This window comes from Cupriavidus alkaliphilus (genome assembly GCF_014191175.1).
GTDB classification, from domain to species: Bacteria; Pseudomonadota; Gammaproteobacteria; order Burkholderiales; family Burkholderiaceae; genus Cupriavidus; species Cupriavidus alkaliphilus.
The window spans coordinates 73,277-90,570 of the sequence record NZ_JACHWE010000008.1 but is presented as its reverse complement, the minus strand read 5'-3'; the positions used below and the strand labels follow the sequence as shown (position 1 = coordinate 90,570).

Below are 17,294 nucleotides of genomic sequence, written 5' to 3'. Positions count from 1 at the left end.
TTGGGATCAAAGCGGGCGGCTCAGGGCCGGCGCCGCTCCATCGCGACCATCGAGGGCGTAAAGCCGAGCTGGCCGAAGAAGGCCGCTTCGGACGAGCGCGCCGCGCGCAGCATCCAGCTGATATCGGGGTCGCTGCCGACGATATGCCGCACCAGGGCGCGGCCGATGCCGTGCCGGCGGTGCCCGGGCGCGACCACCACCATCGACAGGAAGCCATCGCAGACGTCGTCGCACAGCGCGCGGGCGAAGCCGATCACCTCGCCTTTTTCAACCGCCACGGCCACGCGCTGCGAATTGGCCACCAGCCGCGCGAATTTCTCGGGCCCGCCGACCCGGTGAGCCCAGCCATTGGCGATCAGTAGTTGTCTGGCTGCCTCGAGGTCGTCGGGCAACAGGTTACGGATTTCCATTGGCGGCTCTCCCAGCAAAGCATGTACGGCCCCTCGCCGCCCCTTGCCACCAGGGGCGCCGCGAGTCGAGAACGGCACGGCAAGCCGTGCTGCGCAATTGGCGGAGTGTAGCGAGCGTGCGCGGGCGCGTCAATTTGGCGCCTGGCGCACCGGAGAGTCGCTCACGGCAACGCGCCGGCGCGGTATCATCGCCTCCATGAACGCCCCCGTTTTCTCCTCCGCGCATCCGGCCGACCAGCTCGCCGAGTTCAGCGACGCGGATGCGGCGGTTGCCCGCATCCGCGAGATCTACGATGCATCGGTCGGCGCCGTGCGCGCGCGCTTCGATGCCTTCGCCGGCGGCAAGCCGCTGCCCTCGGCCGCGCACGCGTGCTATCCGTACCTGGGCATCTCGGTCAACATCGAGACCATGGTCACCGACAGCCGGCCGTCCTGGGGCACGGTGGCGTATCCCGGCGTCTATGGCACCACCGTGACGCGCCCCGACCTGCTGGCCGATTACTACCGCGACCAGATCGAGCGGCTGATGCGCTATCACCGCGTGCCGGTGGTGGTGGGTCTGAGCCGGCGCCCGATCCCGCTGCCGTTCGTGATCGAGGCCTCGACCACCGACATCAGCTACACCCAGGCGCGCGAGCTGGAAGCCTCGTTCGTGCTGCCGGAGCTGAACCGCATCGACGACGGCATTGCCAACGGCACCTATGAGCCGGTGCCGGGCGAAGCCTGGCCGCTGTCGCTGTTTCCCGCCGAGCGCGTGGACCTGGCGCTGCAGCGGCTCTACCACTACACCGGCACGGCGCCGCAGCACTTCCAGCGCTTTGTGCTGTTCACCAACTACCAGCGCTATGTCGACGAATTCGTCGCGCTGGGGCGCGCGCTGATGGGCGACGGCGACGGCGGCGGCTACACCCGCTTCGTCGAGCCCGGCGACGTGGTGCAGGACCTGGGCGCGCCCGAACCCGACGACGCCACGCGCCCACGCGTGCTGCCGCAGATGCCGGCCTACCACCTGGTGCGCGGCGACAAGCTGGGCGTGACGCTGGTCAATATCGGCGTGGGGCCGTCCAACGCCAAGACCATGACCGACCACCTCGCCGTGCTGCGGCCGCACTGCTGGCTGATGGTGGGCCACTGCGGCGGCCTGCGCCGCTCGCAGCAGCTCGGCGACTACGTGCTGGCGCACGCCTATGTGCGCGACGACCACGTGCTCGACCACGACCTGCCGCCGTGGGTGCCGGTGCCGCCCATCGCCGAGATCCAGGTGGCGCTGCAGGAAGCCGTGGCGCGCGTGACCGGGCTGTCCGGCAACGAGATGAAGACGCGCATGCGCACCGGCACGGTGGTATCGACAGACGATCGCAACTGGGAACTGAAGTCCAAGTCGCTGTACGCGCGCTTCAACCAGTCGCGCGCGATCGCCATCGACATGGAGAGCGCGGCGGTGGCCGCCAACGGCTTCCGCCTGCGCGTGCCGTATGGCACCCTGCTGTGCGTCTCGGACAAGCCGCTGCATGGCGAGCTCAAGCTGCGCGGCATGGCCAACGCGTTCTATCGCCAGCGCGTCAGCCAGCATATGACGATCGGTCTGGAAGCGATCCGCATCCTGCGCGAGAACGGCGTCGAACAGCTGCATTCGCGCAAGCTGCGCAGCTTTGACGAGCCGGCGTTCCGGTAGCGGTCTGCTGGCCCCCTGGAATGCGAAAGGCCGGCGCCCGATGGGCGCCGGCCTTTCGCATTGCGTGGCGGGATCAGAAGCGATACCCCACCCCGAAGCTGAACAGCCACGGATGCAGGCTAACCTTGGACACCTTGACGTCGCCCGCCTTCACGTCGCTCGCCAGCCAGATCTTCTTGATGTCGGCGTTCAGGAACCAGTTCCTGGTCAGCTTGTAGTCCATGCCGATCTGCAGCGCCGGGCCCACGCTCCAGCTATCGAGCTGCAGCGAGCCGTTGGCGAGGTTCTCGCCCCAGATGCGCGTGAAGTTCAGGCCTGCGCCGATATACGGGCGGAAGGTGCCGTTGGGAATGAGGTGGTACTGCATCAGCAGCGTCGGCGGCAGGTGCTTGAAGGTGCCGATCTTGTTGCCGTCGAGGTAGACGTTCTGCTTCTGCGGCACCGTCAGCACCAGTTCGGCGGCAAAGTTCGGCGTGAAGAAGTAGGTGACGTCGAGTTCGGGGATCCACTTGTTGTTGACCGTGATGCGGTCCGACCGGCCGACGCCGCCGACAGGATCCGAGCTGTGGGCCATGTCGAGGTAGGTGCCGCGCAGCCGCACCATCCAGTTGCCCTGGGCGTCGTCCGCGGCGGCCGCGGGCGTGGCGAAGGCGCCAAGCATGGCGCAGGCGGCGATGGCCGAACAGGTGGCGGTGCGAAGAGACAGTGTTTTCATGAGGTCTGCTTGGTTTGTTATCGAAGCCGCGCCCAGTGTGGCCGAGCGGGCCGGCGGGAGCCTTGACACAAAACAAGCGGAACCAAATGGTGCGCGCGGCGTCGCGATCGCGCTACAACGCTGGCACGACCGCCGCGTCCTCGGACATCGCTTCTAACCACATGCGAAATGATTCGTAGCGCGGCCCGATGCTGCCGCTTACGCTGTGCGAAAGATCCCAGCACGCGCCACGCGTGTGCGGATCCGCACCAGGCATGTCGTGGGCGTCCGCAAGGGCGTCTTTCCGGGTGTGCCCCGTGGGGGCGGGGCACACCGGTTTTCTTGCGAAACGCTACACGTCAGGCATCAGGCCACGGCGGCGCTGGCCGTGGCGTGGGCGCCGGCAGCAAAGCCCGCCTGCAGGTGCCGGTTCACGCCCGACAGCACCGCCCGCAACGAAGCCGTGACGAGGTTGGCGTCGATGCCCGCACCGAACCCGGTCGGCGAATCGCCCAAGCGGACTTCGACGTAGCAAGCTGCGCGCGCATCGGCGCCGGCGTTCATCGCATGCTCGTGGTAGTCCATCACGCGTACCGGCAGCTCCAGCGCATCGATGAAGGCGTCGATGGGGCCGTTGCCGCTGCCGCGCACGCTGCAGGGCTCGCCGTCGCGCTCCATCTGCACCGTAATCACGGTGGCGCCGGTACTGTCCGTTGCCAGCTGGTGCGAGACGTAGCGCAGCGGCGCCTCGCGCGCCAGGTACTCGCGCTGGAACAGGCCGTAAAGGTCGTCGGCGCTCGCTTCCAGCCCGGTGTCGTCGGTCATGGCCTGCACCGCGCGGCTGAACTCGATCTGCAGGCGGCGCGGCAGGTAGAGGCCATGCACCTGTTCCAGCAGGTACGCCATGCCGCCCTTGCCCGACTGGCTGTTGACGCGGATCACCGCGTCGTAGCTGCGGCCCAGGTCGGCCGGGTCGATCGGCAGGTAGGGCACTTCCCAGATCGCGTCCGGCTGCTGCTGCGCGAAGCCCTTGCGGATCGCATCCTGGTGCGAGCCCGAGAACGCGGTGAACACCAGGTCGCCCACATACGGATGGCGCGGGTGCACCGGCAGCTGGTTGCAGTGCTCCACGCACTGGCGCACCGCATCGATGTCGGAGAAGTCCAGTTGCGGCGCCACGCCCTGCGTATAGAGGTTCAGCGCCAGCGTCACCAGGTCGACGTTGCCGGTGCGCTCGCCGTTGCCGAACAGGCAGCCCTCGACGCGGTCGGCGCCCGCCATCAAAGCCAGCTCCGCCGCCGCCACCGCGGTGCCGCGGTCGTTGTGCGGGTGTACCGACAGCGCGATGTGCTCGCGCCGCGCAAGGCGGCGGTGCATCCATTCGATCTGGTCGGCGAACACGTTGGGCGTGCTGCATTCCACCGTGGTCGGCAGGTTCAGGATCATCGGGCGCCCCGGTCCGGCCTGCCACGCGGCCGACACCGCGTCGCTGACTTCCAGCGAGAAATCGAGCTCGGCCAGGCTGAAGGTCTCGGGCGAATACTCGTAGGTCCACGCGGTCTCGGGCATGGCATCGGTGAGCGCCTTGATCAGGCGCGTGCCCGCTACCGCGACTTCCTTGATCTCGTCGCGCGAGGCATTGAAGACGATGCGCCGCCAGGCCGGTGCGATCGGGTTGTACAGGTGCACGATGGCGCGTGCCGCGCCGCGCACGGATTCGACGGTGCGGCGGATCAGGTCTTCGCGCGACTGCGTCAGCACGACGATGGTGACGTCGTCGGGGATGCGCCGTTCTTCGATCAGCATGCGCACGAAGTCGAAGTCGGTCTGCGACGCGGCGGGGAACGCCACTTCGATTTCCTTCAGGCCGATCTTCACCAGCTGTTCGAAGAAGCGCAGCTTGCGCGCGAGATTCATCGGCTCGATCAGCGCCTGGTTGCCGTCGCGCAGGTCGGTGCTCATCCAGCGCGGCGCGCGCGTGATGGTGCGGCCGGGCCAGGTGCGGTCAGGAAGGTCGACGGTGGCGGCGGGGCGGTACTTGGTGGCGGGATTGAACAGCATGCGGGTTCTCCTTCCTCGCAAGGGAAGATGAAAAATGGAAAAACGGGAAAAGGGTGGCGCAAGGCTGCCGAACTGCCACGGGGCCCTAGGCCCGGCAACCGATCGGTAGGCTTAGCAGTAGCGAGGAAGCGCGCAGGGCGCGGCCCGATGCCAGGGCAGCCAGCACGCGTGCGCGGGCAGCGATGCGGGACGCATCGGCAGCCTGGCGGGGAGTGCTGGTGTAACGGTTCATCGTGGCAGGAATGGGAGGGGCCGCGGCCGCTCCGCGTGGATGCGCATGCAGCGCAGGTCCTTGGGAACGGGCAAGGTTAGTCGACAAGTCCCGGCCTGGTCAAGCACGGCGCGCGTGCCGTCGTGCGCAGCAGTCTGTCGTGGCCCGATCAGGGGATCGTGGAAACGGGCTGCGCCAAACGGTTGGGGGCCGGCTGCGGCAAGTGTTGGGAGACCCCTGTTTTTCCTCGGCCGAATGGCGATGTACTGCGCTGAATGGATGACTCGCGGCGATGTTCTGTGCGCTGCACCTCAGTCCTCTGGCTGGTATTGCGCGGGCTACTTTGTGCCTAGGCTGTTAGCGCGGGAAAAACACGACACGGGGGGAACATCATGAGACTGAGAACGTGGGCATCCTGGCTGGCGGGTTCGGCCGCGGCCTTGTTGCTGGCGGCATGCGGCGGCGGCGGTGGCAGCAGCGCGCCCGCCGCGCCGGCATCGGGCGGCACCTCCACGCAGCTGACCTATACCGCGAAGATGAGCGTGACCTCGGGCGAGGTCGGCGTCGGCCGCACGCTGACCATCAGCGCGCTGGCCGTGGACAGCAACGGCGTCGACGTATCGGGCAACACCACCTTCGACTGGACCAGCACCGACAGCGCCGTCGCCACCGTGACGCCGGGCGCCGCCACGCCGGGCAGTGCCGTGGTCCGGGGCGTGGCGCCGGGCACCACCACCGTGCAGGTGGTGGCCACGGTCCGGGGCACCGACAACACCACCGTGCAGCTGCCCGCGCAAGCGGCCACCATCACCGTGGTGCCGGCGTCGGCGCTGAGCTACACGCTGTCGATGCCCGCCACCAGCCTGTCGATGAGCGACGGCCAGGAGCTGCCGGTCAAGGTGACGCTGCTCGACAGCAACGGCAGCGATGTGTCGGCCAGCGTCTCCAACTGGGCCTGGTCCAGCAGCGGCGCCGCGGTCCAGGTCGCGGCCAGCCAGAACAGCGCCACGCTGAAGGCCAGCAACGGCTCGCCGACGACCGCGGCCATGGCCAGTGTCACGGTGTCGGTGACCGCGCCTGACGGACATGCCCTCGCCGGCGTGATCGCGGTGACGGTGCAGAAGAACGGCGCCGCGGCCTATCGCGTGGTGACCACCAAGGGCGGACGCGAGGTCAATGCGCTGCAGGTGTTCAGCAATCGTCCCGACACCTTCACCGCGCGCGTGCTGCGCCACGACGGCCAGGACGTGACCGCGGATTTCGACGGCACCTGGAGCTACACGGCGACCTCGGCGACGCTGTCGGCAACCGAAGCCGCAGGTACGCATGACGCCACGGTGCGCACCAGCCTGGCCGGCGACACCGGTCCGGTGCAGGGCAGCCTGACGGTGAGCGCGGTCAGCAGCAAGCTCGGCGAGCGTCGCAGCGCCACCCTGACGGTGACGGAGAACCCGCTGTGGGCACTGGTGGGCGATAACCAGGATCCGATCACGCTGCTGCTGCTGGCGCCGATGCCGATCGAGGTCACCGCACGCATGAAGCACCTGGGCGAGGATGCGCAGTTCACCGCGTGCAAGGACTGGGCATGGTCCAGCACCGGGCCGGTGTCGCTGAGCCCGAGCATGGTGATGCTGCCCAACCAGGTACGCGCCAGCGGCACCGGGCCCGGCGACTTCACCATCACCGCGACCTGCACCGCGGTCGCCGACAATACGCCGCTGAAGCTGGTCTTCTACGGTACGGTCAAGTAAGCGCCGGCATCCCGCAGCTGGCCAGACGCCCTCCGCACGGAGGGCGTTCTGCTTTTGAAGATACAGACGGTTTGCTCTCCTTTTCCGCGCCTGAGAGAAGCACACAAGCGGCAGGGAAACCGACGAAGCGTACCCGTTTCTGCGTGGCCGCTTTCGGCACTTCCCGGCATGCACGGCAGGCGGGCGCGCACAGCGTACCCAATTCTGCGTGCATGGGCGCAAGCCTTGAAAAGGGCCGGATTGATCAGCAAAAGGCCCACGCCGCCGTCTGCAAGGACGCACGGGCGCGCGCAAACCGCCGCTTGCCGCGACCATGCGGCAGCCGCGGGCGTACCCGTTTCTGCGTGGATGTTGAAGAGGGAAAAAGCGCGCTTCAGCGCTTGCGCACGAAGCGCACCACCTGCTCGGCCGGCTTGTCCTGGCTGGTGGGCGTGCCGGTATTGGCGCCGCAGGTATTGCAGCCGCCGTCGTCGCAGCCGCTGGCGCAGCCTGCCGCGGACTGCGGCGCCAGCCAGCGTGCCAGGCGCCCGCGCCAGCCGGTGGCGGCAGGGCCGCCCAGGCGCGCCGCCAGTGCCGCCTTGACGCGCTCGCGCGTGCGCGGCGCGTAGCGCGCCACTACCGACACCGCGCACGCCAGCACGATCAGCGGGACCAGCAGGGTTTCGATGGCGTGGTAGAGGCTCATGGCGGCGGCTGGCTTCAGCTGAACAGCAGCGCGACGCGGTAGGTCACGAACGCGGCCAGGTAGGCCAGCCCGGTCAGGTAGGCGGCCGACAGCGCCATCACCTTCCAGGAATCGGTCTCGCGCCGGATCACCGCCAGCGTGGAGATGCACTGCGGCGCGAACACGTACCAGGCCAGCAGCGACAGCGCGGTGGCCAGCGACCATTGCGCGGCGATCATCGGTGCCAGCTGCGTGGCCACGGTCTCTTCGCTGCCCGACAGTGCGTAGACGGTGGCCAGCGCACCCACCGCGACTTCGCGCGCGGCCAGCCCCGGCACCAGCGCAATGCAGATCTGCCAGTTGAAGCCCACCGGCGCGAACACCTTCTGCAGCGCATGGCCGATCATGCCGGCAAAGCTGTAGTCGATCGCCGGGGCGGTCGCGCCCTCGGGCGCGGACGGGAAGGTCGACAGGAACCACAGCAGCACCGTCAGCGCCAGGATCACCTTGCCCACGCGCGACAGGAAGATGCGGGCACGCTCCCACAGCCCGATGGCGATGTCGCGCGGATTGGGGATGCGGTACGACGGCAGCTCCATCAGCAGCGGATGGTCGGTGCGGTCGCGGCGCAGGAACTTGAGCGCATAGGCCACCACCAGCGCGCTGACGATGCCGGCCACGTACAGCGCGAACAGCACCAGCCCCTGCAGGTTGAACAGGCCCATCACGGTACGCTCGGGGATGAATGCGCCGATCAGCAGCGCATAGACCGGCAGCCGCGCCGAGCAGGTCATCAGCGGCGCCACCAGGATGGTGGTGAGCCGGTCGCGCGGGTCCTGGATGGTGCGCGTGGCCATGATGCCGGGGATGGCGCAGGCAAAGCTCGACAGCAGCGGGATGAACGAGCGCCCCGACAACCCCGCGCCCATCATCAGGCGGTCGAGCAGGAACGCCGCGCGCGGCAGGTAGCCGGATTCCTCCAGCGTCAGGATGAACAGAAACAGGATCAGGATCTGCGGCAGGAACACCACCACGCTGCCCAGCCCGGCGACCAGGCCGTCGACCAGCAGGCTCTTGAGCATGCCGTCGGGCAACCAGGCGCCCAGCATCTCGCCGGCCCAGTGCACGCCGCCCTCGATGCCGTCCATCAGCGGCTCGGCCCACGAGAACACCGCCTGGAACATCAGGAACAGCAGCACCGCCAGCAGCAGCAGGCCGAACACCGGGTGCAGCACGATGCGGTCGAGGCGGTCGTCCAGCGCGGCGGTACGCGCCGGCATGCTCACCGCGGCCGACAGCAGGCGGTTGACTTCGGCATGCACGTCGAAGTCAGGGCCGGACGCAGCGCCGGCCGGCGGGGCCGGCGGCAGCGTGGCATCGAGCAGGCTGACCAGCGCCGCGGCGCCGTCGCGCCGGACCGCCACGGTGCTGACCACCGGCACGCCCAGCGCGGCCGACAGCTTGTCGCGGTCGATCTGGATGCCGCGGCGCGCGGCGGCGTCGCTCATATTGAGCACCACCACCATCGGCAGTCCCAGCTGGCGCAGCTCCAGCACGAAGCGCAGGTGCAGGCGCAGGTTGGTGGCGTCGACCACCGACACCAGCAGGTCCGGACGCGCTTCGCCGGCGCGCTGGCCCAGGCAGACATCGCGCGTGATGGCTTCATCGAGGCTGGCCGCATGCAGGCTGTAGGCGCCGGGCAGGTCCAGGATGCGTACCTGGCGTCCCGCCGGCGACACGAAGTAGCCTTCCTTGCGCTCGACGGTCACGCCGGCGTAGTTGGCCACCTTCTGGCGGCTGCCGGTCAGGCGGTTGAACAGTGCGGTCTTGCCGCAATTGGGATTGCCGACCAGCGCAATGCGCAGGGCAGAAGGGGAAGCAGCAGACATAATCCGGGGGGAGGCTCAGGCGGTCCGCTTGGCGGACGGTTGGGCAGTCTCGTCGCCCTGCGTGGCGGGGGCGAGGCGGGTGACCGAGGCGCTGGCGATTTCCACGCCGATGCGCGCCGCCTCCGAGCGGCGCAGCGCAAAGCGCGTGAAGCCTACCTGCGCCACCAGCGGGTCCATGCCGAAGGGCCCGTAGGCGATGACCTGCACGGCTTCGCCGGCAACGAAGCCCAGTTCGCGCAGGCGGCGCGCAACCGGATCCCCTGGGGTGGCGTCGTCCACCGATTGCACTACGGCGGGCGTGCGCCGTGGAAGTTCAGACAACCGCATCATGCTTCCAGTCCGTGGCGCGGCCTGCCGCCAAGCGGTCGGTGCGACCGCGCCGGGGTATGTAAATGAAAATCGTTTTCATTGTATCGCAAATGAGGCTTTACGTTGCCCCCTCAAAGGGCGGGCACGCCAGCCTTGCCGCACCTGGCACGGCAGGAGGCGAATGATAACCGCTAAGGGGACGAATGGCCGAGCGCAGGCGGTGGCGATACGGCCCCGACGAGCCCGTTATTCAAGCGATGCAAAACCGCGGTTCGGCAGTGAGACACCGAATCCGCGCGATTCCTGTCATCGCTTGCAATTACTGCATTTGCGTTATGGCTGCCGCAAGCCAGCGGCGTTAAGCTCACAGCACGCTGAACACCCCGTTCCACGCGTACTTCACAAGCCATCGGTCCCTGGACCGGTGGCTTTTTCTTTGTGGCCGCGCTTTGGCGGCGCCGCCTTGCCCGCCACCATGGCGACGAAGTGGTCGCGCGCCGGATGGTCCGGCGCCGTCTTCCATGCGCAATAGACCTCCGAGCGCACCGCCGCCTCCGCCAGCGGCCGGAATGCCGCGCCGGCCATGCCCGAGCGCGCCAGCGCCGCCGGCACCACCGCCACGCCCATGCCCTGCGAAACCAGCGACACCACCGACAGCCAGTGCCGCACCTCGTGCCGGATCTGCGGGAAGAAACCTTGCGCGGCGCACATGTCGAAGATCCGGCTGTAATAGTCCGGCGAGGCCTTGCGCGAGAACAGCACGAACGGCTCGCCGCGCAACGACGTCAGCGGCAGCTCCGCCAGCGCGGCCAGCGCATGCTCGGCGGGCAGGCAGCAGACAAAGGGTTCGGAGTGCACCAGCGTGGCCTGCAGCGTGTCCGGGACCCGGCCGGTGTGGATGAAGGCGGCGTCGAGCTCGTCATGCAGCAGCGCGTCGATCTGTTCCTGCGAATTCAGCTCGGTCAGCGCCACGTGGATGCCGGGATAGGCCGCCTCGAACTCGCGCAGCGTCTGCGGCAGCCCCCGGTACAGCATCGAGCCGACAAAGCCCACGCGCAGCCGGCCGATGGCGCCCGCTTCGATCTCGCGCGCCAGTACCCGCGCCGCCTCGGCCTGCGCCAGCAGCGCCGTGGCTGATTCTCGAAAGGCCCGGCCGGCCGCGGTCAGGCGCACGCCGCGGCTGTCGCGGTCGAACAGCCGCGCCCCGACCGAGGCCTCGAGCTGCTGGATATTGAGCGACAGCGGCGGCTGCGAGATGGCAAGCCGGCGCGCGGCGCGGCCGAAGTGCAGTTCCTCGGCCAGCACGAGGAAGTAACGCAGGTGGCGGAATTCCATGGCGATACAGAAATTATATGGATCAAGCCAATTTTAGAATTAGACGCAAATCCATGGGGTTTGAATAATGGAGCCCAAAGGGGCCGCCAGCCGGCACCGCCATACCAGGAGACCTGCCATGCCATCCAGCGCCGTGCGCGACATCCCCCAGCAACACTACGCCGCGCAAGCGCCTGCCGCCGTGCATCCGGTGCCTGACCGCCAGGGCGGCAGCCTGCTCGCCGCCGACCCGGACCTGCGCGCGCTGCTGCCGCTGTACCTGCCGCCCGACCTGTTCAACCACCTGTTGCCGCACCTCGAACGCATGGGCGCGCTGGCCGGCGGCGTGCTCGACGAGCTGGCCGGCGTGGCCGATCGCAACCCGCCGGAACTGACTTACCGCACCCGCGCCGGCGTGGATGCGCAGCGCATCGACAAGCACCCGGCCTATGTCGAGATGGAGCGTGTGGCCTTTGCCGAATTCGGCCTCGCCGCGGCGTCGCACCGCGGCGGCGTGCTGGGCTGGGACAAGCCCATGCCGCCGGCGGCAAAGTACGCGCTCACGTATTTGTTCGTGCAGGCGGAGTTCGGCCTGTGCTGCCCGCTGTCGATGACCGATTCGCTGACGCGCACGCTGCGCAAGTTCGGCGACCCGGCGCTGGTCGGGCGCTTCCTGCCCAACCTGACCACGCAGGTGTTTGACGACCTGTACCAGGGCGCGATGTTCATGACCGAGCAGGGCGCCGGCTCCGACGTCGCCGCCACCGCCACCCGCGCGGTGCGCGATGCCTCGGCCGAGGGCGGCTGGCGCCTGCATGGCGACAAATGGTTCTGCTCCAACCCCGATGCCGCGCTGGCGATGGTGCTGGCGCGCGTGGAAGACGAGGCCGGCAACGCCGTGCCCGGCCACAAGGGCGTGTCGCTGTTCCTGCTGCCGCGCAAGCTGGAGGACGGCAGCGCCAACCACTACCGCATCATCCGGCTCAAGGACAAGCTGGGCACGCGCTCGATGGCCAGCGGCGAGATCCGCCTGGAAGGCGCGCACGCTTACCTGGTGGGCGAACCCGGCCGCGGCTTCGTGCAGATGGCCGACATGATCAACAACTCGCGCCTGTCCAATGGCGTGCGCGCCGCCGGGCTGATGCGCCGCGCGCTGACCGAGGGCCTTTTCATCGCGCGCGAGCGCCAGGCCTTCGGCAAGCGCCTGCAGGACATGCCGCTGATGCGCCGCCAGCTGCTCAAGCTGACGCTGCCCACCGAGCAGGCGCGCACCATGGTATTCCAGACCGCCGAGGCGCTGCGCCGCGCCGACGCGGGCGAGCCCGACGCCTACGCGCTGATGCGCATCCTGACCCCGCTGATCAAGTTCCGCGCCTGCCGCGACGCGCGCAAGGTTACCGGCGACGCCATGGAGATGCGCGGCGGCTGCGGCTATATCGAGGAATGGAGCGACCCGCGCCTGGTGCGCGACGCCCACCTCGGCTCGATCTGGGAAGGCACCAGCAATATCGTCGCGCTCGACGTGCTGCGCGCGGTCCGGCGCGAGGGCGCATTGCCGGTGTTGCAGGCGCACCTGGCCGGGCTGCTGGCCGATACGCCGATGCAGGCCGACGCCCGCGCCGTGTTCGAAGGCGCCATCGCCAGCGCCGGGCAACTGGCCGGCCAGGCCGCCGCGGCCGGCGCCGACGGCGAACTGCTGGCGCGCCAGGCGGCCTCGGCGCTGTACCACGTGACCAGCGCGGTGGCGATGGCCTGGGAAGCCGGGCGCATCGGCTCGGTGCGCCGCATGCGGCTGGCGCAGCTGGTGCTGCGCCACCGCGTGCTGCCGCAGGACCCGCTGGTGGCAAGCGCCGAGCCGGAGTGGCTGGCCGAGACCGTGGCGCCCCCTGCTGACGGCGTGGTGCGCGCAGCAGGCGCGGTCGCAGACGTCAACGTGTTCTGACACCGCCAACCCGAAGCCCATTGTTTGCTCCCCTCTCCCGCTTGCGGGAGAGGGGCCGGGGGAGAGGGCAGGCGGTGGCATACCGACACGCCTCGCTGCGTTGACGCTCCCGCCCTCACCCCAACCCTGCAGCCCCCACCATCCCGCTTACCCCGCGGGAGACGTCCTACACCAGGAGACAACGCCATGAAACTCTGGCACCGCGTCGCGGCCATCGCCGCGTGCTCGCTGTTTATCGCCCCCGCCTTCGCGCAGAAGGACTTCCCGTCCAAGCCGATCATGATGGTGGTCACCTATCCGCCGGGCGGCCCCACCGATGCCATGGCGCGCACGCTCGCCGCCGCGCTCAAGACCAGCCTGGGCCAGCCGGTGGTGGTCGAGAACCGTGCCGGCGCCGGCGGCAATATCGGCGCCGAGGCTGTGGCGCGCGCCGAGCCCGACGGCTACACGCTGATGTTCGGCACCTCGGCGCCGCTGGCGATCAACGTCAGCCTGTATCGAAAGATCAACTACGACCCGGTCAAGAGCTTCACCCCGGTGATCCAGATCGGCCAGCTGCCCAACGTGCTGGTGGTCAACCCGTCGGTGCCGGCCAGGAACGTCAACGAGCTGATCGCCTATGGCAAGGCCAACCCGGGCAAGCTGACCTATGCCTCGTCGGGCAATGGCGCTTCGTCGCACCTGGCCGGCGTGCTGTTCAACAATGTCACCGGCACCGATTTCCAGCACATTCCGTACAAGGGCACCGGCCCCGCGCTGAACGACCTGCTGGGCGGCCAGGTCAGCATGACCTTTACCGACGTGCTGACCGCGATGCCCTTCATCAAGAGCGGCAAGGTGCGCGCGCTGGGCGTGACCACCAGGGCGCGCTCGCAGGCGCTGCCCGACGTGCCGACGGTGGCCGAGCAGGGCGTGCCCGGGTTTGACGTGTCGGTGTTCTTCGGCGTGGTCGCGCCGGCCGGCACGCCGGCGGAGGTGGTCGGCAAGCTCAACCGCGCCTTTGCCGACGCGCTGAAGCAGCCCGAGGTGCGCAAGACGCTGCAGGCGCAAGGCCTGGAGTTCGCGCCGTCGACCACGCCGGAGCAGCTCGGCAGCTTCGTCAAGGCGGAGGTGGGCAAGTGGCGTGCGGTGGTGCAGAAGTCCGGCGCCCAGCTCGATTGACGACGCCGGGGGAATCGCAGCCATGACCCAAGCCAATCCCGGCGCGCTCGCCGGCATCCGCGTGGTCGACCTGTCGCGAATCCTGGGCGGCCCGTACTGCGGCCAGATCCTGGGCGACCACGGCGCCGACGTGCTCAAGATCGAACCGCCGCAGGGCGACGACACCCGTACCTGGGGCCCGCCGTTCAAGGACGGCGTGGCCTCCTACTACTTCGGCCTCAACCGCAACAAGCGCGTGATGCGGCTGGACCTGACCGCGGAACCCGACCGCGAGGTGCTGCTGGGCCTGCTGGCCGACGCGGACGTGCTGATCGAGAACTTCAAGACCGGCACGCTGGAGAAGTGGGGGCTGGGCTACGACGTGCTGTCGGCGCGCTTCCCGCGGCTGGTGCATTGCCGCGTGTCCGGCTTCGGCGCCGATGGCCCGCTGGGCGGCCTGCCCGGCTACGATGCCGCGATCCAGGCCATGTCCGGCATCATGAGCATCAACGGCGAGGCCGATGGCGATCCGCTGCGGGTGGGCTTGCCGGTGGTCGACATGGTGACCGGCCTCAACGCCGTGATCGGCGTGCTGCTGGCGCTGCAGGAGCGCGCCCGCAGCGGGCGCGGGCAGTTCGTCGAGGCCGCGCTCTATGACTCGGGGCTGTCGCTGCTGCATCCGCACGCGGCCAACTGGTTCATGAGCGGCAAGACGCCGCAGCGCACCGGCAATGCGCATCCCAACATCTATCCGTACGACACCGTCGCCACCGCCACCGACCCGGTCTTCCTGGCGGTGGGCAACGACCGGCAGTTCCGCATCCTGTGCGAGCACCTGCAGGTGCCGGCGCTGGCCGACGACGAGCGCTACGCCACCGCCGGCGCGCGTTCGGTCAATCGCGTGGCGCTGAAGGCCGAACTGGAAGCGCGCATGCGCACGCGCGACGGCAAGGCGCTGGCGGATACGCTGGTGGCCGCCGGCGTGCCGTGCGCGCCGGTGCTGTCGGTGGCCGACGCCTTGCAGCATCCGCATACGCGGCACCGCGCGATGGTGGTGGAGATGGAAGGGGGGTACCAGGGACTGGGAGCGCCGGTGAAGCTGAGCCGGACGCCGGCGACGTACCGGCATGCGCCGTTGACGGAGGGCGAGGCGTTTCTGGACTAGGCACCACTGCGTCTACTGGCAACGCCTGATCCCGCGCCGGTTTGCTCCCCTCTCCCATTTATGGGAGAGGGGCGGGGGAGAGGGCCGGAGCCTCCACGGAGTACAGGCCTTCGGGCTTGCCAGCGCCGGCCCTCTCCCCCAACCCCTCTCCCGCAGGCGGGAGAGGGGAGCATACCTGCGGCATCGACGGCTTGTCTGTCACCCCGGAATCATCCCCGGCAGCCAATACGCCTGCACCATCGTCATCACCCCGATGATCACCGCGAACAGCAGGCTGTGCTTCACGGTGAAGCGGAACAGCTCCGACTCCTTGCCCACCAGCCCGGTCGCCGCGCAGGCCACCGCGATCGACTGCGGCGAGATCATCTTGGCGGTGACGCCGCCGGTGGTGTTGGCCGCGACCATCAGCGTGTCGGACACGCCGATCTGGTGCGCGGTGGTGTTCTGCAGCGCGCAGAAGAGCGCATTCGACGAGGTGTCGGACCCGGTCAGGAACACGCCCAGCCAGCCCAGGAACGGCGAAAAGAACGGGAACGCCGCGCCGGTGCCGGCCAGCAGCAGCGCCAGCGTCGACGACATGCCCGAGTAGTTGGCGACAAAGGCGAACGCCAGTACCAGCCCGATCGACAGCACCGGGCGCGCCAGTTCCACCAGCGTTTCCCCGAACGTGGCCAGCAGGTCGCGCGGCTTCATGCGCAGCAGCACGGCGGAGATCAGCGCGGTCAGCAGGATCGCGGTGCCGACGGCGGAGAGCAGGTCGATCTTCAGTACCGCGTCATAGGCCTTGGGCGTGGCCACGATCGGCGCGGCCTTGATCACCAGCTGGTCCAGGCCCGGGACCTTGAACTTCAGCACCGTGCCCGCCAGCGGGCCGCTGGCGGCAAACAGCGCCTTGAACGGCTGCAGGCTCCACACCGTGACGATGGCGGTCAGGATGCCGAACGGCGCCCACGCGCGCAGCGTTTGCGCGAGCGTGTAGGGCGATGCCTTGCGGCTCTGCATCGCGCCGCCGAAGCCGCCGCCGAAGCCCGCCAGCGCGACCGTGCCGCCGCTGACGTTGCCGGCGCTGCCGCCGGCGCGCTGCGATGCGCTGCGCGGCTGCCATACCTTCAGGAACGCCGCCAGCGACACCAGGCTCACCAGCGCCGAGGTGATGTCCGGCAGTTCCGGCCCGATATGGTTCGAGGTGAAGTACTGCGTCACGGCAAAGCTGCCGCCGCACACCAGCGCCGCCGGCCAGGTCTCGCGCACGCCCTTGGCGCCGTCCATCATGAAGACGAGCCAGAACGGCACCAGCAGCGACAGCAGCGGCAACTGGCGGCCGGCCATGGCGCCGATATGGAACGGGTCCAGTCCCGTCACCTGCCCGGCCACGATGATGGGAATGCCCATCGCGCCGAACGCCACCGGTGCGGTATTGGCGATCAGGCACAGCCCCGCCGCGTACAGCGGGTTGAAGCCCAACCCCACCAGCAGCGCCGCGGTGATCGCCACCGGGGCGCCGAAGCCGGCCGCACCCTCCAGGAAGGCGCCGAAGGCAAAGCCGATCAGCAGCATCTGCAGGCGCTGGTCGTCGGTGATCGACAGCACCGAGGCGCGGATCACGTCGAACTGGCCGGTCTTGACCACGATCTTGTAGAGGAACACCGCGGTCACGATGATCCACGCAATCGGCCACAGCCCGTAGGCAAAGCCGAAACCGGCCGAGGCCAGCGCCTGCTGCGCGGGCATGCCGTAGGCAAACACCGCCACGGCCAGCGCCAGCAGCAGCGTCACCGCCGCGGCGACATGGCCCTTCATGCGCCAGACCGCGAGCGCGATGAAGAAGAACACGATGGGGATCGCTGCCGCCAGTGAGGACAGCCACAGGCTGCCTAGTGGTGTATAGAGTTGGGTCCAGGGTTGCAAGGGTGGTCTCCTGATTTGGTGGTGGTTCGGGAAAATTCTTGTTCTGTGTGCGAGTACCGAGGCCGTTTTCGTTCCCGCTTGGTTGCTCCCCTCTCCCGCGCGCGGAAGAGGGGTCGGGGGTGAGGGCGGGCGGCGGCAATAGCGACGCGCGCGACTTCGTC

At 68.9% G+C, this 17,294-nt stretch carries 13 protein-coding genes; 5 read left to right on the top strand and 8 right to left on the bottom strand.

The annotated features are described in order from the left end of the window. Positions 1 to 20: 20 nt before the first annotated feature. Entirely contained in the window at positions 21 to 410 is a 390-nt protein-coding gene (locus FHX60_RS22915) for a GNAT family N-acetyltransferase (protein ID WP_116342266.1), read from the bottom strand. Between the two features lie 196 nt (positions 411 to 606). Here FHX60_RS22915 and FHX60_RS22910 point away from each other — a divergent pair, with 196 nt between their 5' ends. Next, a complete protein-coding gene (locus FHX60_RS22910; RefSeq protein WP_165835186.1) occupies positions 607 to 2,085 on the top strand; it encodes an AMP nucleosidase in 1,479 nt (492 codons plus the stop codon). Positions 2,086 to 2,158: 73 nt separating this feature from the next. Here FHX60_RS22910 and FHX60_RS22905 read toward each other — a convergent pair whose 3' ends face one another. Continuing rightward, a complete protein-coding gene (locus tag FHX60_RS22905; protein WP_183284729.1) occupies positions 2,159 to 2,800 on the bottom strand; it encodes an OmpW/AlkL family protein in 642 nt (213 codons plus the stop codon). Between the two features lie 345 nt (positions 2,801 to 3,145). Further along, positions 3,146 to 4,840, bottom strand: coding sequence for a 2-isopropylmalate synthase (leuA, locus tag FHX60_RS22900; protein ID WP_183284728.1), 1,695 nt, complete (start codon positions 4,838 to 4,840; stop codon positions 3,146 to 3,148). 603 nt (positions 4,841 to 5,443) lie between these two features. Here leuA and FHX60_RS22895 point away from each other — a divergent pair. Beyond that, positions 5,444 to 6,802, top strand: a complete 1,359-nt coding sequence (locus FHX60_RS22895) for a hypothetical protein (protein WP_183284727.1) — start codon at positions 5,444 to 5,446, stop codon at positions 6,800 to 6,802. 373 nt (positions 6,803 to 7,175) lie between these two features. Here the strand turns inward: FHX60_RS22895 and FHX60_RS22890 are convergent, their stop codons facing one another. The 4 genes from FHX60_RS22890 to FHX60_RS22875 form a co-directional block, all read right to left on the bottom strand. Further along, positions 7,176 to 7,487, bottom strand: coding sequence for a DUF6587 family protein (locus FHX60_RS22890; protein ID WP_112776267.1), 312 nt, complete (start codon positions 7,485 to 7,487; stop codon positions 7,176 to 7,178). A 14-nt stretch (positions 7,488 to 7,501) separates the two neighbouring features. After that, positions 7,502 to 9,355 carry a ferrous iron transport protein B gene (gene feoB, locus FHX60_RS22885; protein WP_112776268.1) on the bottom strand — a complete coding sequence of 618 codons (1,854 nt, stop codon included), beginning with the start codon at positions 9,353 to 9,355 and terminating at the stop codon, positions 7,502 to 7,504. 15 nt (positions 9,356 to 9,370) lie between these two features. Next, positions 9,371 to 9,682 (bottom strand): FeoA family protein, encoded by a 312-nt coding sequence (locus tag FHX60_RS22880; RefSeq protein ID WP_112776269.1) that lies wholly within the window; start codon positions 9,680 to 9,682, stop codon positions 9,371 to 9,373. A 381-nt stretch (positions 9,683 to 10,063) separates the two neighbouring features. After that, positions 10,064 to 10,999, bottom strand: coding sequence for a LysR family transcriptional regulator (locus FHX60_RS22875; RefSeq protein ID WP_183284726.1), 936 nt, complete (start codon positions 10,997 to 10,999; stop codon positions 10,064 to 10,066). A 118-nt stretch (positions 11,000 to 11,117) separates the two neighbouring features. On the opposite strand from FHX60_RS22875, the gene FHX60_RS22870 reads away from it, so the two are divergent. The 3 genes from FHX60_RS22870 (at position 11,118) to FHX60_RS22860 (ending at position 15,225) form a co-directional block, all read left to right on the top strand. Continuing rightward, a complete protein-coding gene (locus FHX60_RS22870) occupies positions 11,118 to 12,920 on the top strand; it encodes an acyl-CoA dehydrogenase family protein (protein WP_183284725.1) in 1,803 nt (600 codons plus the stop codon). 186 nt (positions 12,921 to 13,106) lie between these two features. Continuing rightward, the gene (locus FHX60_RS22865; protein WP_112776271.1) at positions 13,107 to 14,081 is read left to right on the top strand and encodes a Bug family tripartite tricarboxylate transporter substrate binding protein; all 975 of its coding nucleotides are present in this window, start codon (positions 13,107 to 13,109) and stop codon (positions 14,079 to 14,081) included. Positions 14,082 to 14,103: 22 nt separating this feature from the next. Continuing rightward, a complete protein-coding gene (locus tag FHX60_RS22860; RefSeq protein WP_183284724.1) occupies positions 14,104 to 15,225 on the top strand; it encodes a CaiB/BaiF CoA transferase family protein in 1,122 nt (373 codons plus the stop codon). Between the two features lie 198 nt (positions 15,226 to 15,423). Here the strand turns inward: FHX60_RS22860 and FHX60_RS22855 are convergent, their stop codons facing one another. Beyond that, positions 15,424 to 17,133 carry a lactate permease LctP family transporter gene (locus FHX60_RS22855; protein WP_112776273.1) on the bottom strand — a complete coding sequence of 570 codons (1,710 nt, stop codon included), beginning with the start codon at positions 17,131 to 17,133 and terminating at the stop codon, positions 15,424 to 15,426. Positions 17,134 to 17,294 lie beyond the last annotated feature (161 nt).

Coding starts and splice junctions, on each gene's coding strand:
- FHX60_RS22915 (WP_116342266.1), bottom strand. CDS start 410: ATGGAAATCCGTAACCTGTTGCCCGACGACCTCGAGGCAGCCAGACAA.
- FHX60_RS22910 (WP_165835186.1), top strand. CDS start 607: ATGAACGCCCCCGTTTTCTCCTCCGCGCATCCGGCCGACCAGCTCGCC.
- FHX60_RS22905 (WP_183284729.1), bottom strand. CDS start 2,800: ATGAAAACACTGTCTCTTCGCACCGCCACCTGTTCGGCCATCGCCGCC.
- leuA (WP_183284728.1), bottom strand. CDS start 4,840: ATGCTGTTCAATCCCGCCACCAAGTACCGCCCCGCCGCCACCGTCGAC.
- FHX60_RS22895 (WP_183284727.1), top strand. CDS start 5,444: ATGAGACTGAGAACGTGGGCATCCTGGCTGGCGGGTTCGGCCGCGGCC.
- FHX60_RS22890 (WP_112776267.1), bottom strand. CDS start 7,487: ATGAGCCTCTACCACGCCATCGAAACCCTGCTGGTCCCGCTGATCGTG.
- feoB (WP_112776268.1), bottom strand. CDS start 9,355: ATGTCTGCTGCTTCCCCTTCTGCCCTGCGCATTGCGCTGGTCGGCAAT.
- FHX60_RS22880 (WP_112776269.1), bottom strand. CDS start 9,682: ATGCGGTTGTCTGAACTTCCACGGCGCACGCCCGCCGTAGTGCAATCG.
- FHX60_RS22875 (WP_183284726.1), bottom strand. CDS start 10,999: ATGGAATTCCGCCACCTGCGTTACTTCCTCGTGCTGGCCGAGGAACTG.
- FHX60_RS22870 (WP_183284725.1), top strand. CDS start 11,118: ATGCCATCCAGCGCCGTGCGCGACATCCCCCAGCAACACTACGCCGCG.
- FHX60_RS22865 (WP_112776271.1), top strand. CDS start 13,107: ATGAAACTCTGGCACCGCGTCGCGGCCATCGCCGCGTGCTCGCTGTTT.
- FHX60_RS22860 (WP_183284724.1), top strand. CDS start 14,104: ATGACCCAAGCCAATCCCGGCGCGCTCGCCGGCATCCGCGTGGTCGAC.